Below are 24,886 nucleotides of genomic sequence, written 5' to 3' on the forward strand. Positions count from 1 at the left end.
CTTTCTTGACAAATCTTTACCGTTAAATAAGTTCGCGAAGCAGAGAGAAGGATATTGTACTTACAATTGTATCTGTAACTACAGATTACCTAATTATCATAATATGACCAGAACTCTACTTCCTCAACACTTCTTCAAATTCCTGCTTGCCTTGCTTGTTTTCGTGCAGGTGAGTATTATCGCGCAGCCAACTTTACAGTGGGAAAATACAATAGGAGGACCCGGCACTGATGATTTGACTACTGTGCTTCAGACGAAAGACGGAGGGTACATGCTATGTGGCTCTTCGGATGGAGGGGCCGGCTCAGACAAATCGGTTGGAACGCTCGGTGGCAACGGTGAGAACGACATCTGGATCGTCAAAATCTCTGCGGATGGCATAAAGCAATGGGACAAGACCATTCAGGGTCTGACCCAGGATCAGGCTGCCGACATGATTCAAACTTCCGATGGCGGTTACGTAATCGCAGCCAACTCTAGATCCGGCACCGGAGCAGACAAAGCGGATTCCAATAAAGGCTTTGTGGACTACTGGATCATCAAATTGGATGAGAATGGTGTGAAGCAGTGGGATCGGACACTTGGTGGAAGCAAAACCGAAAATGCTGCTACGATCATGCAAACTTCCGATGGCGGCTATATCATCGGTGGATCTTCGGATTCAGATGCTGGTCCGCAGAAAAAAGAGAATTCGAAAGGAGGAACAGATTACTGGGTTGTAAAACTTTCATCTACCGGAACGCAGGAATGGGATAGGACCATAGGTGGCATAGGAAATGATAAGTTAGGGTCAATGCAAGTGACGAATGACGGTGGCTTTATATTAGGAGGCTCTTCAAATTCAATTATAGGGGCAGACAAAAGCCAAGATACAGTAGGAAAAAGGGATTACTGGATTGTTAAGCTAGCTTCAAATGGTTCAAAACTTTGGGACAAAACAATTGGAAGTTCTACCGATGATCAATTAACCTCGATAATACAAACATTTGATGGCGGCTACATTATGACCGGCTCGATTGATTTTAGTTTGCCTGAGGAGCAGGAGGTACAAACAATGGATTATGACACATGGGTCGTGAAAGTTTCTGCTAATGGAACAAAGGAGTGGGATAAAACAATTGGTGCAAGCTTTAGTTGGGAAAATTATGACGTTCTAAATAGCGTAAGACAGCAATCGGACGGAACCTATATACTTGCTGGTGATTCAAGAGGTAGTATAGGGAAAGACAAAAGTGAAAATTCTCGTGGTCAGCAGGACTTTTGGCTTTTTAAGCTTGACAAAAACGGAACAAAAATTTGGGACAAATCATACTTCGGAAGAGATCAAGATTTTCTTAACTCGTTTCAAATAACGTTTGATGGAGGATATATTTTAGCAGGTAGCTCCAACTCAGATAAAGAGTATGATAAAAGCGAAGACATGAAGGGAGGCTATTTTGATTTTTGGGTTATTAAGCTTGAACCTGATGTCATACCGCCTCCATCCACAATCCGAATCAACGCAGGAGGTCCAGATTTCACCACAGCTACAAAAAAGACATTCATTGCTGACAAGTACTATGCCGGCATTGATCGGACAAGCTCGATTGCTTCCGGTGATATCCTGAACACAACCAATGACGTACTTTACAGATCTGGCCGAAGCTCACCAGCATTCAGTTACAATATCCCGGTTGCCAATGGCAAAGTAGATGTGACACTTCACTTTGCAGAAACGTATTACGGCGCTCCCGGCAAAAAGGGTGGGGCAGGAAGCAGACAATTTAACGTCAACATTGAAGGCAGCCGGAAACTTACCAACTTCGACATATTTACAGCAGCTGGTGGAGCATTACGTGCTTATCAAAGAACATTCCCGGTTACTGTTACAGACGGCGTACTGAACATTGACTTTCTAAGTGGAGCTGCGGACCTGCCAAGAGTATCAGCGATTGAAGTTGTTGCCGTTACGACCTTCACATCAAAGCTGCTTGCAGACGCATACGTTCAGGATGGCACTTATAACAAAGCAAACTTCGGAGCCACGGACTTTCTGGATGTGAAAAAATCTTCCAGCAACCTTTCAGCAAACAGATCAGCTTATCTGAAATTTCAGCTTCCGGTAGCTTCCGGCATCACATCTGCCAAGCTTCGAATCTATGGCCATAATCATGAGAACAGCAATAATATCTCTGTGCATGCTTACGGGGTCAATAATGACAGTTGGACTGAAAACATTATTAACAAAACAAATGCACCAGCTGCATCCACGGCATCATTAGGATATGTATCGGTCAACAACGTTTACAAGTACTACGAAATTGATGTGACCAGTTATGTGAAGTCTCAGCAGCAACCCGGCGATCAGGTTGTGACTCTTCTTTTGCAAGATCCGAATAACCGGAATACTAGGCTGGTATTTAACAGCAAGGAAAACGGTGCAAATCCGCCTCAATTGATCGTTCAGACTGCGCCTGTTACTGTCAGCAATACACGTGAAGGTATGGAAGAAATCATTGCAGTGAAAGAAGCTATTGAGGTGAATATCTTCCCGAACCCGGCATCCGAGATCCTGAACATTGAAATGGCCGACTGGCACAAGGTTAAAACCGTGGAGCTGCTGAACAGTCGTTCTGATGTGGTTTATGATTCTGGTGACAAGCCGGTTCAGAGCGTGCATGTTAAGGAGCTGCCGACCGGGATTTACTTTGTCCGGATTACGCCGGCTGACGGAAGTTCTTTGGTAAGGAAGGTTCTGATCGGAAAATGAAGTACTCATTATCGGATTACAGCCACGTTGAAATATTTATAAATGGCCTGCTTTTTTACCGGAATATTTTGGCCGAATGTGGATTTCTGCAAAGAAATGCACTAATTGGTAAGCTAAACAAGAACCTGTAACAATAAAGCAAAAGCGATGGAAGAAGACGAATTGGAAGCTATGAAGTTTTTCAAGGATGAAGACCGTTACTCATTTTTGTCCGATAAAAAACTGCAGCCGAATATCATTTCGGCATTGAAAAGACTTGAACAGGATAACACAATTGCCTGTGCTTGGGAACAAAACCAGACGTACCCCATGGATTGCGAATTGACTGAAAAAGGATTTTACCTGCGGGAACACCTGAAAAGCAATGTCTGGAATAAGGAATGAATGCGCTGGTGAAAACAGAGTTTTTACGAAATCAGTAGTCTGGCAACGGGATTTTAACAAAATTCCAGCATCCTGAATGGTTTTCATACGCATAAAAAACATAGACATGTCCGTACAGGTACGGCTTTTTTATAAAAGCAGCATATACCAACAATCATTTGTATGAACACATCAGAAAGTAAACCATTGATAGCACTTGCCGAGAATAAAGAAGCTTGTCAGGAAGTTTTTGACTTTGTCTGTGAAAAAGAAGGAACAAATTACAATACAAAATCAACCGATGACGGCGAAGGTGTCGTCATTTTCAACGATAACCGCAAGCTTGTTATCTATAATAGCGGAAAAACATTTTTTGAAGCCGACGGCGCAATCTGGGATTTGCCCAATCCATTCAAATTTGTGGATCTGATCCGGTCCCATGGCTTTGATTTAAGCCGCGGATAATCGCCCGTTATTTTTTACGGGATATTTACCTACTGAAAATGCCTTTCGTGATCGCAGTACTGAAAACGAAAGGCATTTGTTATTTGCTTCCTCCGGTTTTTAATACGCAACGGTGCAAAAAGTCGGATGTTACTTTATTTCAGGATAAAGCCCAACAAATTGCGCTGAAAACGAATCCGTAGCGTAAATTCCTTTATTATTGCAACTTCTTTATTCTTTTAAGACGCTTCAATTATGTCAAATAACCTATTCGATTTTGGAATGATCGGGCTTGGTGTAATGGGTAGGAACCTGTTGCTCAATATGGCCGATCATGGCTTTTCTGTCATCGGCTTTGATAAGGATGCAGTCAAGAACGCTGCGCTGGAATCGGCAGCTACTCCGGGAACCACGGTAAAAGGAGTGCCCGAACTTGCGCAGATGGTTCAGCTTTTACAGCCTCCCCGCAAAATAATGATGCTTGTTCCTGCCGGAAAACCGGTTGATGATGTGATCGATTCGCTGCTGCCGCTCGTTGAAAAGGATGATATCATTATTGACGGGGGAAATTCTCATTATACCGATACATTGCGCCGGGTGCAGTACCTTGGCGAAAAGGGAATTCACTTTATGGGAATGGGCGTATCCGGCGGTGAGCAGGGCGCACGTTCAGGACCGAGTATCATGCCCGGCGGCGATCAGACTGCATATAAAAACGTAAAACCGATGCTGGAAGCCATTGCCGCCAAAGTGGACGGAACGCCGTGCGTGGCCTACCTCGGCAGGTCCGGCGCCGGTCATTATGTGAAAATGGTCCACAACGGCATTGAATATGCCATTATGCAGCTGATCAGTGAAACGTACTCCATTCTGAAACACGCCGGATTGAGTAACCAGCAATTGCATGAAGTATTCAAAAGCTGGAATGAAGGCAAGCTGCAGTCTTTTCTGGTCGAAATTACGGCTGATATTTTCCTGCAGAAAGATGATCAGTCGGCTGCCGATCTTGTGGATGTAATTTCGGACAAGGCAGGTTCCAAAGGTACGGGTAAATGGACATCGCAGGATTCCATGGAATTGCCTGTGGCTGTGCCTGTTATTGATACGGCAGTTGCGATGCGTACGTTGTCCGGCTACAAGGACGAAAGAGTAAAAGCCTCTCAGTTATATGCTGAAAACAACACCGAAGTGCCGGCTGCAACCGAAGAATTTATTCAGCAGGTTCACGATGCACTGTATTTTGCGACCATATTGAGTTATGCACAAGGTCTGGCAATGTTGTTTCAGGCTTCCAAATATCTGAGCATGGACATTCCTATGCCGGAAGTGGTCAGTGTATGGCGCGGCGGTTGTATCATCCGTTCTTCTTTACTGGAAACATTTGCCAAAGCTTACAGGGAAGAGGCGGAATTGTCCAATATTCTGCTGAACCAAGAAGTGGCCGCACTCGTTAAGTCAGTAGAAGAGAATACGCGTTCGCTGGTTGCGTTTGCTGCAAAATCAGGGATTCCGGCTGCCGGACTGATGTCGTCACTTTCCTATTTTGACGCATTCCGTACGGAAAGCATGCCAACCAATCTGATTCAGGCGCAGCGCGACTACTTCGGAGCGCATACTTATCAACGTATCGATGTCCCCGGTATTTTTCATACAGAGTGGGGTCCACAATAAATCAGATATCCTATGCAAATCAATAAACGTCCGCCTGCTTCCATCCTTTTTATTTTTGGCGGAAGCGGAGACCTTAATTTCAGAAAGTTAACACCTGCACTTTATAACCTGTTTCTGGACAACTGGATGCCGGAACAATTTGCCATTGCCGGCATTGGAAGAAGTCCTTATACCAATGAAGCGTATTATGAACATTTGCTGGACGGCGTCACGCGTTTTTCGCGCAGAAAAGGACAGCAGAACGGCCACTGGCAGGAATTCAGCCAGCATGTAACTTATCTGCAGATGGATGCCGACAATGCCGAGGCTTATCATTTGATTACGGATCTGGTCAAACAGAAGGAAGAGGAGTGGGGCGTACATCCCAATGTGATTTTTTATCTGGCCGTTGCACCGCAGCTTGTTCCTTCCATCGCGCAGAAACTGGGCGCATTGAAAATCTGTTCGGAAAAAAGTACGACGCGGATTGTCGTGGAAAAGCCTTTTGGCCATGATCTCGAAAGTGCGCATGAACTGAATACCTTGCTTTCCAGCATGTTTGCCGAAGAGCAGATTTTCAGAATTGATCATTATCTGGGAAAGGAAACAGTTCAGAACATCCTGGCCCTGCGCTTTGCAAATGCACTTTTTGAACCGTTATGGAACCGTAATTACATTGATCATATCCAGATTACAGCCGCCGAAAGTGTCGGTCTGGAAGGGCGGGGCGGTTACTTTGAGCATGCCGGCGCATTGAGGGATATGGTTCAAAATCATATTCTGCAGATCCTTTGCATGATTGCCATGGAACCGCCGGTTTCCTTTGATGCCAATGAAATACGTAACAAAAAAGTGGACGTACTGAACGCTATCCGCCGTATTACCAAGGATCAGGTGCATGACTTTGCCGTTCGCGGACAATATTCAGGCGGCTGGAAAAAAGGGGAGAAAGTAGTCGGATACCGTCAGGAAGAAGGCGTGAACCCGCAATCCAACATTGATACTTTTGCTGCTGCCAAATTCTACATTGACAACTGGCGCTGGCAGGGCGTGCCTTTTTATGTACGTACCGGAAAATACCTGAACCAGAAAGCAACGCATATAACGTTGCAGTTCAAACCGGCGCCGCATTATGCATTTCCGGCAGAAGCAGCTGAAACCTGGCGTTCGAACCGGCTGACAATCAGTATCCAGCCGAATATGGACATCAGCATCCGTTTTCAGTCCAAGCGTCCCGGCCAGACCATGACGCTCGATCCCGTTGACATGACTTTTGATTATGACGCCATTGCCGGAGACCACGCACCTGAAGCGTATGAAACCTTGCTGCTGGACGTAATGGAAGGCGATGCAACTTTGTTCATGCGGAATGATCAGGTGGATGCGGCATGGAAAGTGATCATGCCGATTCTGGAAACGTGGGAAAGCAGGACACCTCAGGATTTTCCGAACTATGCGCCGGATTCATGGGGCCCTGACGATGCCGATGCATTGATTGCACGCGACGGACATACGTGGATTAATTTACCGCCAGTTCCCTGATTTATGGAAATTCACATTTCAAAAGATACAGAACAGCTGAGTAATGAACTGGCCGAATGGATAAGCCATTACATTCAGCAAGTACTGGAGAAAAAGGAACGCTTTACCTTTGTGCTGTCCGGCGGCGGCACACCGAAACTGCTGTATTCCAAACTGGCCGAAATGCCTTATAAAGAATCTATTCCCTGGAACAGAATACATTTTTTCTGGGGCGATGAACGCGCAGTGCCTTTTGAGGATTCGCGGAACAACGCCAGAATGTGTTTCGAGGAATTGCTGGAAAAAGTGCCTGTGGTTGCAGAAAACATCCATGTCATGCGTACGGATATTGATCCGGACTCGTCGGCAGAGGCATATGAAAGTATTTTGAAAACGTATTTTCAGGATTCTGAAACAACTTTTGATTTGGTGCTGCTCGGAATGGGCGACGACGGTCATACGTTATCGTTATTTCCGGGAACAGATGTAATTCATGAGCAAAATGCGTGGGCGACTTCGTTTTTTCTGCCTGCACAGGACATGTACCGGATTACGCTGACGGCTCCGCCGGTCAATCAATCGGCATGTGTGGTTTTTCTTGCAGCAGGTTCCGGGAAAGCGGAAACTTTAAAAAACGTACTTCAGGGAGAAAGAAACATGGATCTTTATCCGTCACAAATTATAAATCCTGAAAACGGACAGCTTCATTGGTTTGTCGATGAAGCTGCTGCAAGTTTGTACCAATCTGGAAAATGAGTTTGTAGATCCGGCGATTGCGTTAATCATATCAGTAAATCGGGCGCGCTTGTTTCAGGCGCGCTTTTTTATTTCATCATGCCCAGCATGAGCTTGTAAATTCCCGCAGCCACTGGTAAAAAAACCATTCGCTTTTTATATCGTAATACAGAACTTTATAAAAAATCTCAAAGAAATATGATACACATTCTAAAAATCATTGCAGTTCTTATTGCAATTACTTATTCATTGAAGCTTGTTAATGCGCAGTCCGATTTGCTTGTTTTTGGTGGACTTGCCATTATCGGCGTTGCACTTTATTATCTTGTTCAACAGTTGAATGACATCTTAATGCTTTTAAAATCAAAACTTTAAGCCAAAATGACAAGAAACATTACCATAGGAATTACAGGTTTTATCTTAATTATCATTGTCCTTATTGCACAGCCTTTTACATTTGAAAACATCGACGCCGGAAATGTCGGCATCCGGATCAATCTGTACGGATCTGATAAAGGAGTCGATAATATTACATTGGTAACAGGGCGGGTGTGGTATAACGCATGGACAACAAAAATCATTGAATTTCCGACTTATACGCAAAGTGTAGATTACGATTCTTTTGTCATTACAACGAAAGATGCTGCCGAATTCAAGGTTGATCCAAAGCTAAATTATCACATCAATCCTGAAAAAGTGCCGCAGATTTATCGTCAGTACCGTCGTCCGTTAGGTGAAATTCAGCAAGGATTTATGAAAAATACGATTTATGACGCTTATAGGATTGTAGCCAACTCTTTTACGTCGGATAGCGTGATGTCGAACCGGGAAGTATTCGAAGACAGGGTTCAGAATGTACTTACCAAAACGCTGGGAAGAGATGGTTTCGTTTATGATCAGCTGACTTCCGCCATTACGCCGCCGCCATCGCTGCGACAAATGATTGATGAAAAAAATACATCCATACAAGCCAGGTTGAAAGCTGAAAACATGGCAAAGCAGGCCGAAGCGGAAGCCAAAGTAATTATTGCCCGTGCGGAAGGTCAAGCGAAAGCAACTTTAATCAAGGCGAGGGCAGAAGCAGAAGCAAACCAACTTCGTCAGAAAACATTGACACCCTTACTGATTCAGCAGGAATGGGTTGCAAAATGGAACGGCGTGCTGCCAACTACAAATGCGGGTGGCGGTGCAAGTCTGATGCTTGGAATTAAATGATTTAAGAAATCTACAAATAATCAACTGTCATTGGATTATCAGAAATTGCTTTCAGCTTTTCAGAAGGTTCTGATAATCCGCAGCGGTATCAATATCGATGCTTCCGGCTGGAAAAGGAAGCGTTGTAACATCGTTTTCATATTTTTTCAAAAGCTTTTTGGCCCCGTCTGCACCGTTCAATTTCAGCAGTATATCAAAATATTTTTTACTGAAAAAAACAGGCGTTCCGATGGTATCGTCATAAGCGCAGGCCGCAATGCCGGCACCGGTTTCTTCCGATTTTTGAAACAATGCATTGAAAATATCTAAAGTAACAAACGGCTGATCGCTGACCGCAATAATGGCGCCTTTGACCAAAGGATTTACTTCCAGCAGCTTTGCAATTCCTGCTGCTACGGATGAACCCATGCCCGTTTCCCAGTTTGCGTTAAAGGCCTGATGAAATGATAATGGTTCAAGCTCTTTTTCGATTGAAGTTGCGCCGGAACCCGTTACGACAACAACTTCCAGGCCGGCAGCTTCAATCGCAGCTTCCACAATATGTCGGATCAGGGTTTTATCCTGGTATTTCAGCAATTGTTTAGGCTCACCGAGGCGGGACGAATTGCCGGCTGCAAGAATAACGATGCCGTATTTGGAGTTTGACTGCATTTTCAGGATTCCGAGGTTTGTATCGCACAAAGGAAATCTTCGCGTGCCGTTTTTGCATAATCTACTTTCTGATCCGTACGGCTGTGAATAGGTTCGGATTTTTCGCGTAACGAAATACCGGTTCTCCCGTTCAAAACCGCCTTGATTTCGGCCAGTACGGACAAGGCAATTTCTTCGGAAGTTTCAGCCCCGATATCCAGCCCGACCGGCCCGAATACTTTTGACTTCTGCTGTTCGGAGATTGTCATTCCGTTATTTTCCAGTTCATCAAACATCCTTTCCAGCTTTTTTCTTGGTCCCAGAGAACCTATGTAAATGCATTCTTCCAACGCAATCAGTTCTTTGAGCAAAGCCAGATCGTAGTTGTAATTATGTGTCATCAATACGAAAAAAGTCCGTGAGTCCACGCTGATCAAGTTCAGAACGCCTGACGATTTGGTTACAAAGACATGTTTGGCTTTTGGAAAACGCTGTATGGTTGCATGTCCGGCGCGGCCGTCCACAATGGTAATTTCCCAGCCCAGTACAGAAGCCATTTCCATCAATGGAATGGTGTCGTTCCCGGCTCCGGCAATCACAAGTAACGGCGGAATTTTCAGGTATTCTACAAATCCGGTGAGTTTCTGGTTCTTGAAACTGAATGTCCTGAAAGCCGATTCCTGTCTTTCTTTAGCCAGATCCGATTCGTCCTGTAAAATCGTATTGAAATCGGTTTCAGCTAAATTGCTGACAGTAATCTGATCCGTCTCAAGGTCCAGATAACAGGTTCCCGGCTGATTTGCGTTTCTGGAATGAAGCGAAAACAAAGTGATCAGTACCGCGTTCTGCCTTTTTTCGGCAACTCTTTTCAGCAAGGCGACCGGATGATTCGGCTGATCGGGAAGAATGGGTTCGAAGAGAATATGTACGATGCCGTTACAGCCAAGTTGAACGCCGAGTGTTGTGTCCGTTTCGTCGGTTGTATCGTAAGTAACCAGTTTGTTTTTTTGCTGCGAAATGGCAAGCAATGCTTTCCGCAGCGCATCGCCTTCCAGGCATCCGCCGCTGATCGCACCGGTAAGCTGCCCGTCGTCTGTCACCAGCATGCGTGCGCCGGGGCGGCGGTAAGAGGAGCCTTCTACATGTACAACGGTTGCAAGCGCCATTTTCTTTCCGGCGGTTACGGCACGTTCATAGGATTTTATGATGTCCGTAATTTCTTTCATTACGATGTTCTTTAACTATTTTGGAAATGATTTGAACGGCATGCGAAAGCTCGTCATCAGTTGAAAACCTGCCGAAGCTGAAACGAAAGGAATTATGGATCATTTCATCCGACAGGCCCATTGCTTTCAGTACATAACTGGGTTCGAGCGTTGCAGACGTACATGCAGAACTTCTTGAAAAAGCCATGTTGTTTCCGGCTTCAAAAATCAGTTTTTCACCGTCTATATACCGGAATGAAATGTTCGTCGCATGCGGAAGCCGCAGGCTGTCTTTTCCGTTGATGTGAACGTCGCCTAATTCAAATAACTGGTTTTCAAGAGTATTACGGAGCAGCGTTAACCTTTCGTTTTCAGCATCCATTTCCTCATTGCATAATTCACAGGCTTTGCCGAGACCCACAATTCCGGGTACATTGAGCGTACCGCTGCGCATGTTGCGTTCATGGCCTCCGCCATCAATCTGGGATATAATGGAAACTGCCGGATGTTTTTTCCTGACAAAAAGCGCGCCTGTTCCTTTCGGGCCGTATATTTTATGAGCGCTGAACGTCAGCAGATCAATGTTGTCTGAATTTACATTAACAGGAATTTTGCCCACAGCCTGCGTTGCATCGGTCATAAACGGAATTCGGTATTGTCTGGCTATATTTCCGATTTCCTGAACGGGCTGGATGACGCCGGTCTCATTGTTGGCATACATCACCGAAATGAGAACGGTTTGATCCGTAATTTCCTTTTCAAGTTCAACAAGATCGATGGTGCCCTGTCCGGAAACCGGCAGATAAGTAACGCGGGTTCCTGTTTTTTCAAGATGCCTGCACGTATCCAGAACGGCTTTATGCTCCGTGGCAACCGTGATGATGTGTTTGTTCTGACCGGGAAAATTTTCCAGAACGCCTTTGATGGCCAAATTGACCGCTTCCGTAGCGCCTGAAGTAAACACGATTTCATGCGGATGCGCGCCGATGAGCGCGGCCACATTTTCACGTGCGATATCAACGGCTTCTTCTGCTTCCCAGCCATACGAATGCGTACGGCTGGCGGCGTTGCCGAACTTCTCTGTAAAATAAGGCAGCATTTCCTCCAGAACCCTCGGGTCCATCGGCGTTGTTGCATTATTGTCAAGATATACGGGCAGTTTCAGAGCCATTCAGTTGCAATGTTGTTCTGATTCAAGAAAACAAAAACATTATTTATAGTTCAATATAAACAAAAAACCATCCCATTTTATGCATGAGATGGTTTCTGAAACTAAAACGAACAGGTTAACTACAATTATGAAGATCTTCAAGCCATTTCATTCACTGAACCAGCTTACGATTTAACATGGTATTGGTTGGTATTAATCAGAATAATAGCAAACACGTTTGTTATGCTATTTAATGCCTTGAACGATGCCGAAACAATCCGGTTTTTGTAACCGAAAACCAGAATTTACCTGATTTTCAATTCCTATCCAAAGGAGCTTACAGGCAATTAAAACGCAATTAAATGCGACTTAAAATGCGGTTAAAGTTGAGAAGACTCAACTTTCCCGGCCAGGACAGAAAAAAAGCACCCATACTTCCCGCCATGCAGGAATGGTTTAATAAATTGATACCTAAATTGAAACTTATTAGTTATTTTTGTGTTAAACCCTACAAGGTTAGTAGATTAATTTTTTCATTTAAATATTAAGATTATGTCACTTCGACTAGGAGATATTGCACCGGATTTTGAGGCAAACACCACACAAGGGCCTATTAAGTTTCATGAATGGTTAGGTAACAGCTGGGGATTGCTGTTTTCGCATCCGGGCGATTTTACGCCGGTTTGTACCACCGAACTGGGAAGAACAGCTCTTTTGACCGGTGAGTTCGAAAAACGCAATGTGAAAGTCCTTGCGGTAAGTGTGGATGATATTGATTCGCATAATCGATGGATTCCGGATATCAATGAAGTTAACAATACAGAAGTCAATTATCCGATTATAGCGGACGAAAACCGTACAGTGGCTGAGCTTTACGATATGATCCATCCGAATGCCAGTGAAAGAGCTACCGTACGTTCGGTGTTTATCATCGGGCCGGACAAAAAGATCAAACTTACGCTGACATACCCGGCATCTACAGGACGTAATTTCACAGAAATCCTGCGTGTCATTGATTCTCTTCAGCTGACTGCCAACTATTCCGTTGCCACACCGGCAGACTGGAATGACGGTGACGATGTGATTGTTGTGCCTGCGGTAAGTACCGAAGATGCTGAAAAGAAATTTACAAAAGGTTTGAATATCGTTAAACCATATCTGCGTTACACGCCTCAGCCTAACAAATAATTCTGCTGAAAAGCAGTAAACAGAAATGAGGATGCCCGTTTTGAACATCCTCATTTCTGTTTACTGCTATACGGAAAATCAGCTTTCAATTACTTCTGCCGGCTTGGTAACTTCTTCACCATAATAAATCATATGTCTGGCTGCCTGATAATAAAACCAGATGGAAGCGCCCATGGTAATATGGCTGATGTCATTATAATTGAACCACGGTCCGAAACTGAATTTCAGCGCGTGCAGGCCGGCGGATGCAGCCCCTAAAAAGGTGGCGATGAATACATCTTTGCTGCCCGGATCTTTCTTTTGTCTGTAAACATAGATCTCAATCATGAAAAGCATTAGGAACAGTCCGTAGAATGCATGTATCTCAACAATGAGAAAGTTGAGCGTAACAAAAGTCAGTACAAAGAAAATGGACAGTTCTACATAATTAAGCCAGCCGAGGATCAGTCCGCCTCTTCGTTGCAGCAGTGGTTTTACATGCCAGATAGCGGCACGTTCCATCAGTGCAACAGCGATCATACTGGCAAACCAGCCCGGGATTTTGCCCCGCATTCCTGTCATATACAAAAAGCCATGCCCCAAAACACCGCCGATGGCCGTTGCAATTCCCATAAAAAGAAAAAAGTACTGAAGCTGCCTGTACATGCGGTGCGTACGATGCAGCTTGCCAAGCTGAACAAACGCATAGATACAAATGACGGTCATCATCAGGCTTGAGATAACAGTCGAAGGTTCTAAAATAGTAATTCCGAAAACCTGGATCTGATGAACCTTGCTGAAATCAATGGCAACATCATTCATGTACTGAGGCGTTTTTTTGAGTAAGAAGTGAACAAATCGGTGGCTGCAATGAGCTGCAATAAAATTATACCAGTTTACAAATATTCAAATAATTACGCAAAGTTCGTTCGACTGATCCGAAACCGGGATACTGAAAATGCCTTTTCGCAGACAAAAACGTCTTCTCTGTCTATTATAAAATTTGAAGTTTCAAAGTTGTTATTTCTTTGTAATGAAAATTGTATTTAAACAGGAGACAACAAATAAGCCCTCTTTCCTTCCAGTTTGTATTATGAAAAGAACATTTTTATTAAAATTCCGGATTGCTTTGCTGGCAGTTGCGCTGGCAGCCGGCACAAGTAAAACAATGGCGCAGGCTCCCGCGCAGGAAACAAGCGAGCAGACCGTAAAAGGCAATTCCAGAATCTCGGGAATTGTACTGGACTCAGCAGCTGCCAAAGGCGTCGAGTTTGCAAGCGTTGCATTATTCAGTGCTGCTGACAACAAAGCCATTGACGGAAATACGGCTGACGAGACCGGTAAATTCTCCATTTCGAAAGTTGCTCCCGGTAATTACAAGCTGCTTGTTTCCTTTATCGGTTTTAAAGATAAAACCATCGGCAACATCAGAGTGGAAAAAGGCAAAGACGTTGAACTTGGCTCCATTCAGCTGTCATCGAGCATTCAGAATCTGAAAGAAGTTACGATTACGGGCGAGAAATCGCTGATCGAGGAAAAAGTGGACCGGCTGGTTTTCAATGCTGAAAAAGACATTACTTCCAAAGGCGGCGATGCGTCCGATCTGTTGAGAAAAGTTCCGATGCTTTCGGTAGATCTGGACGGAAATGTTTCATTGAGAGGAAGCTCCAATATCCGCGTGCTGATCAATAACAAGCCTTCAACCATCATCGCCAGTAACGTTGCGGATGCATTAAAGCAGATTCCGGCCGATATGATCAAGTCGGTTGAAGTCATTACTTCGCCTTCGGCCAAATACGATGCAGAAGGTTCAGGCGGGATCATCAACATTGTAACCAAGAAAAACAATCTGCAGGGACTTACGCTGAACATTGATTCCGGCGTCGGCAACCGCGGTACGAACCTGGGGCTGAACGGCAGTTACCGCAAAGGTAAAATGGGCTTTACACTTGGCGGATTTGGCCGTGCATTTTATAATAAAGCAGAATCGTTGCTGGATCAAACTACTTTTTCAAAGGGTAATTCCTATTTGACCAAACAAACTTCGGATGCCAAAGACAGAGGTTTGTTCGGACAGTATACGCTGGGCTGGGATTATGATCTGGGCAAAAATCAGGCATTGTCCGCCGGGCTGCGTTACGGAACCAGAAATTTTATTCAGAAGCAGAATCTTTACATCAGCCAGTTTGAAAACAGTATTCTGGACCAGAACTCGCAGCGGAAAGTAGACCGCAAGGATTTGTCCGGAACCGTGGATATGAATGTGGATTACATCCGGACGTTCAAGCCGCAGCAGGAGTGGAGCATTTCAACGCTTTACAGCAGAACGAATTTAACCAACAATTTCAACACAGACTTGCTGAACGAATCCGGTGCGATCAGCGGCAGACTGAAAAATGACAACAAGAATTACAACACCGAATTTACGTTACAAACGGATTATCAAACGCCGATTGGTAAAAACCAGCTTGTGGAATTTGGTGTAAAAGGCATTTTCCGCACTGTAAACAGCAACTTTAAATATCTGACAGCAACCGAAGCCGGCGATTTTTCACTGAGTACAGACAATCCGTCGGGCGTTTTGAACTACAACCAGAATGTAGCGGCGGGTTATGCTTCCTACTCGCTTTCGACCAGAAACAAGTATACTTTCAAGGTAGGAACAAGATACGAATTTACAGGAATAACGGCCGATCTGGGTGAAAAAGGCAGTGTCGCCATTCCGAACTACGGAAATATCGTTCCGAGCATCAACGTATCCAAAAGCATTTCCGAAAGTACAACGCTTAAAGCAGCCTATAACCGCCGGATCCAACGCCCCGGAATTCAGCAGCTGAACCCGAATGTGAACCTTTCCAATCCGCAAAGCATCAGTACGGGAAATCCGGCTTTAAGTCCGGAACTGACGGATAATTTCGAGCTGGCAATGAGTACGAATATCAAGAAAACATATGTAAATGCGTCCGTTTTCATGCGGCAGACCAACAATTCCATTACGCAGGTCAGAATGGCCGTGGATACGTTGCAGGGTGCCATTGTAACCACTTTTGAAAACATCGGAAAGCAGCAGGCATACGGGATGAACGTTTTTGCAAACGTTTATCTGACACCGAAATGGACTCTGAACGGAAGTGTCGACATCCTGCATTCGTACCTGGAAGGACAGGCTGTTACGGAATCCGGCACTTCGGAACGGATCAGCAATTCAGGTTTTAATTATGGCGGAAGACTGATGTCACAACTTTCACTGCCGCAGGGCTGGGGTTTGCAGGCATTTGGCTTTTACCGCGGAAAGGAAATCCAGCTGCAAGGAACGCGGACGGGTTTTTACATGTATTCGATGGGCTTCAAGAAGGATTTCGCAAATAAAAAGGGAAGCATCGGATTTGCTGCTGAAAACTTCGCTACAAAAGGCGTACGTTTTACTTCTGACCTGAATTCGGCACAATTCATACAAACCGGACAAACGCAGCTTTACAACCGTAACTTTAAAATTACTTTCAATTATTCAATCGGGAAAATGAACTTCAATGCGCCGAAAAAGAAAACAAAATCAGTAGACAATACGGATGTTGTCGGAGGCGGTGATGCACAGAAATAATTGTATTTTACTCCTGTTAACGAAAAAAGGCCGGACTTGCTCCGGCCTTTTTTCGTTACGACTTTTATAAATTACTGATTTACTTTTCTTCCTTTCAGCGTTTCCCTTTCATTCTTGACCTGTTTCAAAAGGTCCTTTTTTACGAAGAGACGCGTTCCGCTTCCGCCCTGCAAATCAAATGTGCGTTCTTTGTATTGAAACTTGTTATTCGGCAGAATGTCCAGAAAATAATGCTGGCCGCTGAGATTGAACTTCATTCCTTTGGTATCCTGCTGCGTATCGTCCCAGGAAACGTTGATAACGCCGTTGTCCGAACTTAGTGCAACGCCGGGCGTAAAAGGAAGCACATTGATCGTCTGAATGCTTTTTCCGTTGCTCATGGTAATCTGTCCTTCCGGATTGACCTTGATATCGTTCGGGTCGGAAACTTCGCGGCGGATGTTGATGGCTTTGTCATTGAAAAACTGAACCTTGCTGATGGGAATATTGGCGGCTTCCAGGTCTCTCCGCAGATCTTCTGTAAAAACAGTGTAATTGGACAAAGGAACGGAATTCATTGTAGTACATGCAGATATCCCGCTTAACAATAGCACGCCGGCAATAAGTTTTTTAATCAGGTTCATACTTGTGTTTCGTGTTCTTGAGAACTGGTTTGAAAATTTGGTTGAGTTATATCCTCGCCGCAATATTAAGAAAAAAGCAGGTCACTTGCCAGTTTGTTGTCCGTCACTGCTTATAATGGTGCATGACTGACAATGTGTCAGCTTGCCGGAAATATAATTGTAATTGGAACGCATATTTTTATGCAGTATTGCAACGCAGAAAGCAATTCTAAAATATAAAACCAAAACAGAATAACTATGGAATCAGTGATTCAGGAAAAAGGGAACCTAAGCATTCATACCGAGAACATATTTCCGATTATTAAAAAATTCCTTTATTCGGACCACGAAATTTTTTTAAGAGAATTGGTTTCCAACGCTGTTGACGCTACGCAGAAAATCAAAAAACTGGCTTCTTATGGCGAATTCAACGGCGAACTGGGCGATCTTAAAGTTGTTGTGAAACTGGACAAAGAAGCCAAAACGATCACCATCAGCGACAACGGGATCGGTATGACGGCGGACGAGATCAAGAAATATATTAATCAGATTGCTTTTTCCGGTGCTACCGAGTTCGTTGAAAAATACAAGGACAAAGGCGAAGACGGAAAAGGGGACAAAGGCATTATCGGCCATTTCGGTCTGGGTTTCTATTCGGCCTATATGGTTGCGGAAAATGTTGAAATCATCACCAAATCCTATAAAGAAGATACCGAAGCAGTTCGCTGGCAATGCGACGGTTCCACCGAATTTGAACTGTCTGCAGCCGAGAAAGCAGAACGCGGTTCGGATATCATCCTGCACATCGCTGCGGATTCGGAAGAGTTCCTGGATGAACACCGTCTGCGCGGCATTCTTGAAAAATACGGCAAATTCCTGCCTGTTGAAATTGAATTTGAAGACAAGGTAATCAACAATCCGAGCCCGATCTGGACCAAAAATCCTTCCGATCTGAGCGATGAAGATTATCTGGCTTTCTATAAAGAACTTTATCCGTTCAGCGAAGACCCGCTTTTCTGGATTCACCTGAATGTGGATTATCCTTTCAATCTGACCGGCGTGCTGTACTTCCCGAAACTGAAAAACGATTTTCAGGGACAGCGTGAAAAAATTCAGCTTTACAGCCGTCAGGTATTTATTACAGACGAAGTTAAAGACATTGTTCCCGATTTTCTGCAGTTGCTGCATGGCGTAATCGATTCTCCGGATATTCCATTGAACGTTTCCAGAAGTTACCTGCAGGCCGATGGAAATGTGAAGAAAATCAACGGCTACATCACGCGTAAAGTAGCTGACAAGTTATCCGAGATTTTCAAAAATGACCGTGAGGGTTTTGAGAAGAAGTTTGATGATATCGGTTTGTTTGTAAAATACGGAATTATCAGCGATGACAAATTCTACGAAAAAGCCAAGGATTTCTGTTTGCTGAAAAATACGGACGGCCAGTTTTTCACCTTTGAAGAATACCGCGAGCATATCAGGGAAAATCAGACGGACAAGAACGATACGCAGATATTCCTTTATACTACGGACGAAAACAAGCAGGATGCATTTATCCAGTCGGCCAAGAAAAGAAGTTATGACGTACTGATACTGAACAGCGTCATTGATTCGCACTTTATCAACGCACTTGAACAGAAACTGGAAAAAATCAGCATCAAACGTGTGGATGCCGATACGCTCGACAAACTGGTTGAAAAGGATGTCAAGCTGGAAAGCATCCTTTCAAGTGACGATCAGGAAAAAGTGAAAAAAGTGTTTGAGGAAGTAGCCGGAAGTAAAAGCGCGCACGTTCAGGTGGAAGCCATGCCGGTTGACGAGCTGCCGGTTGTCATTACCTTTCCTGAATTCATGCGCCGCATGACGGATATGCAGGCAAGTTCCGGACAGCGGTCCATGTTCGGCGACATGCCGCTGATGTATACCGTTTCGCTGAACTCCAATCATCCGGTGATCAGCCGTATTCTCCAGACAGAAGGCGAAGAAGATCAGAAATCACTTGCAAAACAGGTTTACGATCTTGCATTGCTCTCGCAAGGATTGCTGACAGGTAATGATCTGACGAAGTTTATCCAGAGAACCGTAACCAGTTTGTAAGTTCTGAATTGGTATCAGCAAAAAAGGCCTGCATGCGTGCAGGCCTTTTTTTATGCTGGTCAGTTGCTTTTTCCTGCTGTCAGATACGTTTGATATTCTTTCAGCTGTTCCCATTGTCCGTCTTTTGCAAAACTCGCCTGCTGCGGCCAGTACGTCGGGTCCTGAATCTGAAACCTGGGACCGGCCTTTTTCAAGATTCCGGAAAGCATAATGGCCGAAGTTCCTGCAAGCTGTTCAAAAGTGAGTATTCCTTCCTTGTTCAGCAGTTCGACTGTTTTTGGGCCAATGCCTTCAATGAGCAAAAAATTATCCGGTTCGGCAATCGTTTTGATATGATCGGGATAAACGGTTTTGGAAACTTTGGCTATGGTTGGTTCGAACGTGTGCTCATTATGCGTGATTTTGTAATGAGCAAGTTCCGCCTTTTTCTGCGTGATTTCCAGATTGATCTTGTAAAGCTGTTTGTTGATAATGGCTCTGGCGCACAGCCATCCGGTACTTGCCGCAATGAAAAGTAAGATCAGTATTTCTGCAATTGCTCCCGACAAGCTCTGAGGATTTAATTCCATTGTAAAAGATATTGCTGTTTATTGATAGCCTTCCAGTTCGCTGCTGATGCGTTTGAGTTTATGTTCCATTTCACTCACTTTCTTTTTGCCGGGCATATAGGCAGCCAGAAATCCCAGGCAGGCCGTTACGCCAATCATAATGATGTGTTGCCAGGGAGCGTTGGAATTTCCGTATGGATTAAGATCAAACATGGTATCAGAAATTTAAAATACATTATTGAACGAGCGAGGGTAAGCGGCGGCTGGAAAACTGAAATTCGATTCCTCCGACCACAGCATCTTTCTGGTTCCCATTATTCAGTCGAACCTGACTTGAAATAGTAAAAATGGAATCGGGCAGGCCCTGAATGATCAGGTATTTTTTAATATTGGAAGCGCGGGCCAGTCCGAGGTTGGAAAAAGTAGTGTAGTTCTTTTCGTCCGGCAGATAAGCTCCTTTTATCATTACGTATTTGGCCGGATTTGCTTTAAGATATCTTACCATCGAATCAAGTTCCGGTTTGGCAGCATTATAATTGGCAGCTGCCTCCGATCTTGCAAAGGTAATGTTGCCGGTAGATTCCAGGTTCAGTTTGTTTCCGTCCGTAATGTTGAGCGAGGATTCATCTACAGTTGTGGAGCGATAGTAAGGCATAATGCCGCAAAGCTGTTTTATTTTGCAGACATGCCAGTAAGTTGCCCCGGTCATCCAGACAACCAGAAGTATCCACCAGAACGCCCTGCTTTTAAACATTTTTCCTGAAAGTAAATTTTATGTAGCCAGAAAGTTATGATCGTTTTCTAAAAATAACCTTCCTGCCTGTAACTTGCAACCGTACATACTATAAAGCAAAAAAGCCCGGATATATACCCGGGCTTCTTTACTTATCGGTTCATGGAAATCAGAAACTCTTCATTGTTCCGGGTTCCTTTCATATGTTCGAGCAGGAAATCCATGGATTCCATGGCATTCATATCCGACATGTGTTTTCGGAGAATCCAGACTTTCTTAAGTGTTTCCTTATCCAGAAGCAAATCTTCACGGCGTGTTCCGGATGCCATTACATCAATGGCCGGGAATACGCGTTTGTTTGAAAGTTTGCGGTCAAGCTGCAGTTCCATGTTACCGGTACCTTTAAATTCTTCAAAGATAACCTCGTCCATTTTGGAACCTGTATCAATCAGGGCCGTTGCGATAATGGTTAAAGATCCGCCGTGTTCTACATTTCTGGCTGCGCCGAAAAAACGTTTCGGCTTATGCAGCGCGTTGGCATCCACACCACCGGAAAGAATTTTACCGGAAGACGGAACAACCGTATTGTACGCACGTGCCAGACGGGTTATGGAATCGAGCAGAATCACGACATCGTGACCGCATTCAACCATTCTTTTTGCTTTTTCCAGAACAATGCTGGCAACCTTAACGTGACGGTCAGCCTGTTCATCAAACGTGGAAGCGATTACTTCGGCACGCACGCTGCGCTGCATGTCTGTAACTTCTTCCGGACGTTCGTCAATCAGCAGTATAAGCAGGAAAACTTCCGGGTGGTTACGTGTGATTGCATTGGCGATTTCTTTCAGCAAAACGGTTTTACCGGTTTTAGGCTGCGCCACAATCATACCGCGCTGTCCCTTTCCGATCGGTGCAAAAAGATCCAGAATCCTTGTAGAATACTGATCCGGGCGGGAGCTTAATTTAAGGCATTCGTCCGGGAAAAGTGGGGTAAGGTATTCAAAAGGAATGCGGTCCCTGATTTCTTCAGTTGTTTTGCCATTAACGGTTTCAACCCGAAGTAGGGCAAAATATTTTTCGCCTTCTTTCGGCGGACGGATCTGGCCTTTTACAGTATCGCCTGTTTTAAGGCCAAACAATTTTATTTGTGACGGTGATACGTATATATCATCCGGACTGGCAAGGTAATTGTAATCTGCCGAGCGAAGAAAACCATATCCGCCATCCTGCATAATTTCAAGTACGCCTTCATTGACGATCAAGCCGTCAAATTCTCTTACGTAATTGTTATAGTTGCGCTTTATTTTTGAAGACGGATCATCGCGGTGATTTTGCTGTTGAGGCGTACGTTCCGCATTTTCATTGTTCTGGCGGGATTCTCTTTCTGCTTTTGGAGCAGGCGGATTTTCCTGCACATTTTCACTGGTTTTTTCCTGGTTGTTTTCAGAAACCGGAGTTTGTCTGTTTTCTGACTGACTGTCGGCTTCTTCTTTGCCCAAGTCATTCAATGTGTCACTATCCGAATCGTTTTCTCCGGCAATATCTATGTTTTGAGGCCTTTCATCATTCTGGGCCGGAAGTTCTGTTTTGGCAGGCGCATCGAACAACGGAGCGGATGACGTAGCAGCCTGGTCTTTTTTATTACGTGCAGGACGGTTATTACCCGGCTTCGCTGCGGGCTCGGCAACATCGGACGGCCGGCGTATTCTTTTTTTCTTGGGTTCTTCCACGGAAGTGTCAGCAACCGCAGCCACCGAAACACCATCAACCTGGACGCCATCTGAATTGCCTGCAGTCTGGCCCGGAGGCGTTGTACCGGCAGCCTGAGTAGCTTCCTGTTGTGTCAGAATTCTGTTGATTATTTCTTTTTTAGGAAGTTTCGTGTGATCGGGTATTCCCAGGTTACCTGCTATTTCTCTAAGCTCTGATAGAAGCTTAATGTTTAATTCATCAATTGTAGGCATACATAAAATGGAAAGTAAAGCAAGCGCTTTACCAAATGGATGATAAGTTTGTGTATTTGGTTGGACAAATGCGAGAAGTCTGTCTCGAGGGTCACGTGTTGGTCATTGATATCAGAATAAGAATTTTTTTGTGAAAGCTAGGGTATAAGGCTTTACAAAATGAAAAACTTTGTTGGATCAACTATGAAAAGTTTGCAAAATAATACAGGAAGTAAAGACAATAAATCGGCAAGATTTTTATAACCTCGATAACGTTGAAGATTATCGCGAGATGGAATTTGGATTTACAAGTCGATACTGGACTCAGTGTGACGAAGGTAATTAAACAAAATTGCAATTCCAAATTTCCGAATTGAAAAAAAATACAACAAGCAATTTTGCCTCTGATACAGGAAAAAAAGCCATTACAGGAGCCTTATAAATGAATATTGGCTGAAAAGTGCCGGCAACACACGATTAGTATTTATTGACAGAATATCTGATTTTTGCATGCAATATGAATGTTGTAATTGATTCAGGTAATACGTATTCGAAGATCGGCTGGTTTCAGGAAGAAAAACTGATACGCTATACGAAAGGCTTAAATTTTGAAGAAATGATCCGGACTGTACGCTCAAACGTTCCGGACAACATTTTTTATTCGTCTGTAAACCGTTCCGTGGAAGAGTTCAGAGAAGCGCTCGGATTGCAGGTTCGGATTTATAATCTTTCGCCTGAAACTCCTCTGCCGATTGTAAAAAACTACGATACACCGCATACATTGGGTGCAGACCGGATTGCCGCTTCGGCCGGTGCCGGTTTTCTTTACCCCCATGAAGATGTCGTGGTTGTGGATATGGGAACCTGCATTACTTATGACCTGATTGACCGCACCGGAACTTTTCAGGGCGGGCTGATTTCTCCCGGTGTAAAGATGCGATTCGAGGCCATGCATACGTTTACTAAAAGGCTTCCGCTGGTGCAGCCCGAACACAATCCGGAACTGATCGGGAAAAGTACGGTATCGTCGCTTCAAAGCGGCGTAATGAATGGCATTTTAGCAGAAATGAACGGAATAATTGAAAGGTACCGGCACAAATCACCATCTTTACGCGTAGTACTATGTGGCGGGGATGCTGCTTTTTTTGAAAGTAGCATGAAACAAGCCATCTTTGTGCCGGAATTGGTTTTAATAGGATTGAACAGAATTTTAACATATAATGTCTCTTTACAGTAGATTCAGAATACTCACATTTGCAATTACACTCACCTGCAGCTGTACTTTCCTGACTTCGGCGCTTCAGGCCCAAGGTTTGGGCAATTCCCCTTATTCTTCATTGGGCATGGGCGAATTTTACGGTGAGTCATATTCTGATCATACAGGAATGGGCCAGTCCGGCGTAAGTACCAGCTCCGGTTTCCAGGTTAATAACCTGAATCCTGCATTATGGGTCCGAAACCGGTTTACAACACTGGATATCGGCTTGATCGGTCAGTATAAGGATATTGTTTCGGGAAGCAGAAACCAGCGTAATACGGGCGGCAATCTTGGTTATGTATCCTTGTCATTTCCGGTTGGCCCGCGATGGGCAATAGGTGTAAGCCTTAAACCTTACACTTTTGTGGATTACGAAAACACTTCCACGCGCGCGGTTCCCGGAACGCCGGCTGTTGCATATTACAGTACCAGCGGAAAAGGCGGTATCAATAAAGCTTCTCTTACCAATTCATTTCAGATTGGCAAATACCTGAGTATCGGTCTGGAGAGTTCCTATGTTTTCGGAAACGTGCGTAAAGCTTCTGAAGTGGTTCTTCCCCAGGCAACACAAGTTAATCTGGACAATGATTATCTCGTAAGCTTGAATGAACGTACTACTTATTCGGACATTTCTTTTCGCGGCGGTGCAGCTTTGCGGATTCCGATCAAAAAGAACAATAAGCTGAACCTGAATCTGGGCGGCGCTTACAGTTTAAGTACCAGTATCAATGCAAGCCAGACAACCTCATTTGAAGTTACGCAAAGAACATTTAATATCGTAGACCCGGACACATTGATCAATAATGCCGGCGGCGGACTGAAAACCCCGGAGCAGTATCAGGTTGGTGCAAGCCTTGAATGGCCGTTCAAGCTTGTGATTTCTGCGGATTACAATCGGCAATCGTGGTCAAAATACAGAAGCATTGCCGGAACCAATGACGGCCTTAAAGATGTAGGCCGTTTTAATGTCGGCCTCGAATATTTACCGCGTTTTACTTCACTGAATTATTTTGATCTGGTAAGATACCGCATCGGTTTCAGTCATGGCAAAACGCCTTATTCTATCAATAACCGCGATGTAAATGACACTAATGTGAGTCTTGGCTTTACTTTTCCGATGGGCCGTGGTTACCAGAATTTTCTTTCTATTGCCCTTGTGGCAGGACAAAGAGGAAATACCGGCAACGGCATGATCCGCGAAAGGTATGGAAGAGCCGTTCTTGGCATTACTTTGCTTGAAAGATGGTTTGTAAAACAGAAAATTGATTAAGCCGG

22 protein-coding genes are annotated in these 24,886 nt (G+C 44.4%); 13 read left to right on the forward strand and 9 right to left on the reverse strand.

What is annotated here, in order from left to right; all coding sequences use genetic code 11:
* The first annotated feature begins 103 nt into the window (after positions 1 to 103).
* From FEM55_RS14340 to FEM55_RS14370, 8 genes are all read left to right on the forward strand, one after another.
* Positions 104 to 2,749 (forward strand): CBM96 family carbohydrate-binding protein, encoded by a 2,646-nt coding sequence (locus FEM55_RS14340; RefSeq protein WP_138282050.1) that lies wholly within the window; start codon positions 104 to 106, stop codon positions 2,747 to 2,749.
* A 147-nt stretch (positions 2,750 to 2,896) separates the two neighbouring features.
* Positions 2,897 to 3,133 (forward strand): hypothetical protein, encoded by a 237-nt coding sequence (locus FEM55_RS14345; protein WP_138282051.1) that lies wholly within the window; start codon positions 2,897 to 2,899, stop codon positions 3,131 to 3,133.
* A gap of 162 nt (positions 3,134 to 3,295) precedes the next feature.
* Positions 3,296 to 3,577, forward strand: a complete 282-nt coding sequence (locus FEM55_RS14350; protein WP_138282052.1) for a hypothetical protein — start codon at positions 3,296 to 3,298, stop codon at positions 3,575 to 3,577.
* 234 nt (positions 3,578 to 3,811) lie between these two features.
* Positions 3,812 to 5,227: an NADP-dependent phosphogluconate dehydrogenase gene (gene gnd, locus FEM55_RS14355; RefSeq protein ID WP_138282053.1), complete on the forward strand. Its 1,416-nt coding sequence runs from the start codon at positions 3,812 to 3,814 to the stop codon at positions 5,225 to 5,227.
* Positions 5,228 to 5,239: 12 nt separating this feature from the next.
* Positions 5,240 to 6,748 (forward strand): glucose-6-phosphate dehydrogenase, encoded by a 1,509-nt coding sequence (gene zwf / locus FEM55_RS14360; RefSeq protein ID WP_138282054.1) that lies wholly within the window; start codon positions 5,240 to 5,242, stop codon positions 6,746 to 6,748.
* Between the two features lie 3 nt (positions 6,749 to 6,751).
* Positions 6,752 to 7,483, forward strand: a complete 732-nt coding sequence (pgl, locus tag FEM55_RS14365) for a 6-phosphogluconolactonase (RefSeq protein WP_138282055.1) — start codon at positions 6,752 to 6,754, stop codon at positions 7,481 to 7,483.
* A gap of 177 nt (positions 7,484 to 7,660) precedes the next feature.
* A complete protein-coding gene (locus FEM55_RS24980; RefSeq protein ID WP_171036550.1) occupies positions 7,661 to 7,837 on the forward strand; it encodes a hypothetical protein in 177 nt (58 codons plus the stop codon).
* Positions 7,838 to 7,843: 6 nt separating this feature from the next.
* Positions 7,844 to 8,677: an SPFH domain-containing protein gene (locus tag FEM55_RS14370; protein ID WP_138282056.1), complete on the forward strand. Its 834-nt coding sequence runs from the start codon at positions 7,844 to 7,846 to the stop codon at positions 8,675 to 8,677.
* Between the two features lie 51 nt (positions 8,678 to 8,728).
* Here FEM55_RS14370 and FEM55_RS14375 read toward each other — a convergent pair whose 3' ends face one another.
* The 3 genes from FEM55_RS14375 to FEM55_RS14385 are packed head-to-tail and all read right to left on the reverse strand — an operon-like array spanning position 8,729 to position 11,677.
* Positions 8,729 to 9,328: a nucleotidyltransferase family protein gene (locus tag FEM55_RS14375; protein WP_138282057.1), complete on the reverse strand. Its 600-nt coding sequence runs from the start codon at positions 9,326 to 9,328 to the stop codon at positions 8,729 to 8,731.
* Between the two features lie 2 nt (positions 9,329 to 9,330).
* Positions 9,331 to 10,533, reverse strand: coding sequence for an XdhC family protein (locus FEM55_RS14380; protein ID WP_138282058.1), 1,203 nt, complete (start codon positions 10,531 to 10,533; stop codon positions 9,331 to 9,333).
* Positions 10,499 to 11,677, reverse strand: coding sequence for a cysteine desulfurase family protein (locus FEM55_RS14385; RefSeq protein ID WP_138282577.1), 1,179 nt, complete (start codon positions 11,675 to 11,677; stop codon positions 10,499 to 10,501). Before FEM55_RS14385 ends, FEM55_RS14380 begins: the two co-directional genes overlap by 35 nt.
* 537 nt (positions 11,678 to 12,214) lie before the next feature.
* On the opposite strand from FEM55_RS14385, the gene FEM55_RS14390 reads away from it, so the two are divergent.
* The gene (locus FEM55_RS14390) at positions 12,215 to 12,850 is read left to right on the forward strand and encodes a peroxiredoxin (RefSeq protein ID WP_138282059.1); all 636 of its coding nucleotides are present in this window, start codon (positions 12,215 to 12,217) and stop codon (positions 12,848 to 12,850) included.
* Between the two features lie 78 nt (positions 12,851 to 12,928).
* Here the strand turns inward: FEM55_RS14390 and FEM55_RS14395 are convergent, their stop codons facing one another.
* On the reverse strand, positions 12,929 to 13,651 hold the full coding sequence (locus FEM55_RS14395) for a DUF6962 family protein (protein ID WP_138282060.1): 723 nt from the start codon (positions 13,649 to 13,651) through the stop codon (positions 12,929 to 12,931).
* Between the two features lie 346 nt (positions 13,652 to 13,997).
* Here FEM55_RS14395 and FEM55_RS14400 point away from each other — a divergent pair, with 346 nt between their 5' ends.
* Positions 13,998 to 16,430: a TonB-dependent receptor gene (locus FEM55_RS14400; protein WP_138282578.1), complete on the forward strand. Its 2,433-nt coding sequence runs from the start codon at positions 13,998 to 14,000 to the stop codon at positions 16,428 to 16,430.
* 71 nt (positions 16,431 to 16,501) lie between these two features.
* On the opposite strand, the gene FEM55_RS14405 is transcribed toward FEM55_RS14400, so the two are convergent.
* Positions 16,502 to 17,053: a hypothetical protein gene (locus tag FEM55_RS14405; RefSeq protein ID WP_138282061.1), complete on the reverse strand. Its 552-nt coding sequence runs from the start codon at positions 17,051 to 17,053 to the stop codon at positions 16,502 to 16,504.
* Positions 17,054 to 17,290: 237 nt separating this feature from the next.
* Between FEM55_RS14405 and htpG the strand changes: the two genes are divergently transcribed.
* The gene (gene htpG, locus FEM55_RS14410; protein ID WP_138282062.1) at positions 17,291 to 19,129 is read left to right on the forward strand and encodes a molecular chaperone HtpG; all 1,839 of its coding nucleotides are present in this window, start codon (positions 17,291 to 17,293) and stop codon (positions 19,127 to 19,129) included.
* Positions 19,130 to 19,188: 59 nt separating this feature from the next.
* Here the strand turns inward: htpG and FEM55_RS14415 are convergent, their stop codons facing one another.
* The 4 genes from FEM55_RS14415 to rho form a co-directional block, all read right to left on the reverse strand.
* A complete protein-coding gene (locus FEM55_RS14415; RefSeq protein ID WP_138282063.1) occupies positions 19,189 to 19,698 on the reverse strand; it encodes a helix-hairpin-helix domain-containing protein in 510 nt (169 codons plus the stop codon).
* Positions 19,699 to 19,716: 18 nt separating this feature from the next.
* On the reverse strand, positions 19,717 to 19,890 hold the full coding sequence (locus tag FEM55_RS24985) for a hypothetical protein (RefSeq protein WP_171036552.1): 174 nt from the start codon (positions 19,888 to 19,890) through the stop codon (positions 19,717 to 19,719).
* Between the two features lie 22 nt (positions 19,891 to 19,912).
* The gene (locus FEM55_RS14420; RefSeq protein WP_138282064.1) at positions 19,913 to 20,431 is read right to left on the reverse strand and encodes an OmpA family protein; all 519 of its coding nucleotides are present in this window, start codon (positions 20,429 to 20,431) and stop codon (positions 19,913 to 19,915) included.
* Positions 20,432 to 20,562: 131 nt separating this feature from the next.
* Positions 20,563 to 22,374 carry a transcription termination factor Rho gene (rho, locus tag FEM55_RS14425; RefSeq protein WP_138282065.1) on the reverse strand — a complete coding sequence of 604 codons (1,812 nt, stop codon included), beginning with the start codon at positions 22,372 to 22,374 and terminating at the stop codon, positions 20,563 to 20,565.
* 496 nt (positions 22,375 to 22,870) lie between these two features.
* Between rho and FEM55_RS14430 the strand changes: the two genes are divergently transcribed.
* Positions 22,871 to 23,590 (forward strand): type III pantothenate kinase, encoded by a 720-nt coding sequence (locus FEM55_RS14430; RefSeq protein ID WP_138282066.1) that lies wholly within the window; start codon positions 22,871 to 22,873, stop codon positions 23,588 to 23,590.
* Positions 23,574 to 24,881, forward strand: a complete 1,308-nt coding sequence (gene bamG / locus FEM55_RS14435; RefSeq protein WP_229209265.1) for a BamG family beta-barrel-assembly machinery protein — start codon at positions 23,574 to 23,576, stop codon at positions 24,879 to 24,881. The genes FEM55_RS14430 and bamG overlap by 17 nt, the downstream gene beginning before the upstream one ends.
* Positions 24,882 to 24,886 lie beyond the last annotated feature (5 nt).

It is taken from the genome of Dyadobacter sediminis (assembly GCF_005860765.1).
Taxonomy (GTDB): domain Bacteria; phylum Bacteroidota; class Bacteroidia; order Cytophagales; family Spirosomataceae; genus Dyadobacter; species Dyadobacter sediminis.

Coding starts and splice junctions, on each gene's coding strand:
- FEM55_RS14375 (WP_138282057.1), bottom strand. CDS start 9,328: ATGCAGTCAAACTCCAAATACGGCATCGTTATTCTTGCAGCCGGCAAT.
- FEM55_RS14350 (WP_138282052.1), top strand. CDS start 3,296: ATGAACACATCAGAAAGTAAACCATTGATAGCACTTGCCGAGAATAAA.
- rho (WP_138282065.1), bottom strand. CDS start 22,374: ATGCCTACAATTGATGAATTAAACATTAAGCTTCTATCAGAGCTTAGA.
- FEM55_RS14380 (WP_138282058.1), bottom strand. CDS start 10,533: ATGAAAGAAATTACGGACATCATAAAATCCTATGAACGTGCCGTAACC.
- pgl (WP_138282055.1), top strand. CDS start 6,752: ATGGAAATTCACATTTCAAAAGATACAGAACAGCTGAGTAATGAACTG.
- zwf (WP_138282054.1), top strand. CDS start 5,240: ATGCAAATCAATAAACGTCCGCCTGCTTCCATCCTTTTTATTTTTGGC.
- FEM55_RS14345 (WP_138282051.1), top strand. CDS start 2,897: ATGGAAGAAGACGAATTGGAAGCTATGAAGTTTTTCAAGGATGAAGAC.
- FEM55_RS14390 (WP_138282059.1), top strand. CDS start 12,215: ATGTCACTTCGACTAGGAGATATTGCACCGGATTTTGAGGCAAACACC.
- FEM55_RS14340 (WP_138282050.1), top strand. CDS start 104: ATGACCAGAACTCTACTTCCTCAACACTTCTTCAAATTCCTGCTTGCC.
- FEM55_RS14395 (WP_138282060.1), bottom strand. CDS start 13,651: ATGAATGATGTTGCCATTGATTTCAGCAAGGTTCATCAGATCCAGGTT.
- htpG (WP_138282062.1), top strand. CDS start 17,291: ATGGAATCAGTGATTCAGGAAAAAGGGAACCTAAGCATTCATACCGAG.
- FEM55_RS14370 (WP_138282056.1), top strand. CDS start 7,844: ATGACAAGAAACATTACCATAGGAATTACAGGTTTTATCTTAATTATC.
- FEM55_RS24980 (WP_171036550.1), top strand. CDS start 7,661: ATGATACACATTCTAAAAATCATTGCAGTTCTTATTGCAATTACTTAT.
- gnd (WP_138282053.1), top strand. CDS start 3,812: ATGTCAAATAACCTATTCGATTTTGGAATGATCGGGCTTGGTGTAATG.
- bamG (WP_229209265.1), top strand. CDS start 23,574: ATGTCTCTTTACAGTAGATTCAGAATACTCACATTTGCAATTACACTC.
- FEM55_RS14420 (WP_138282064.1), bottom strand. CDS start 20,431: ATGTTTAAAAGCAGGGCGTTCTGGTGGATACTTCTGGTTGTCTGGATG.
- FEM55_RS14400 (WP_138282578.1), top strand. CDS start 13,998: ATGGCGCAGGCTCCCGCGCAGGAAACAAGCGAGCAGACCGTAAAAGGC.
- FEM55_RS14405 (WP_138282061.1), bottom strand. CDS start 17,053: ATGAACCTGATTAAAAAACTTATTGCCGGCGTGCTATTGTTAAGCGGG.
- FEM55_RS14415 (WP_138282063.1), bottom strand. CDS start 19,698: ATGGAATTAAATCCTCAGAGCTTGTCGGGAGCAATTGCAGAAATACTG.
- FEM55_RS14430 (WP_138282066.1), top strand. CDS start 22,871: ATGAATGTTGTAATTGATTCAGGTAATACGTATTCGAAGATCGGCTGG.
- FEM55_RS24985 (WP_171036552.1), bottom strand. CDS start 19,890: ATGTTTGATCTTAATCCATACGGAAATTCCAACGCTCCCTGGCAACAC.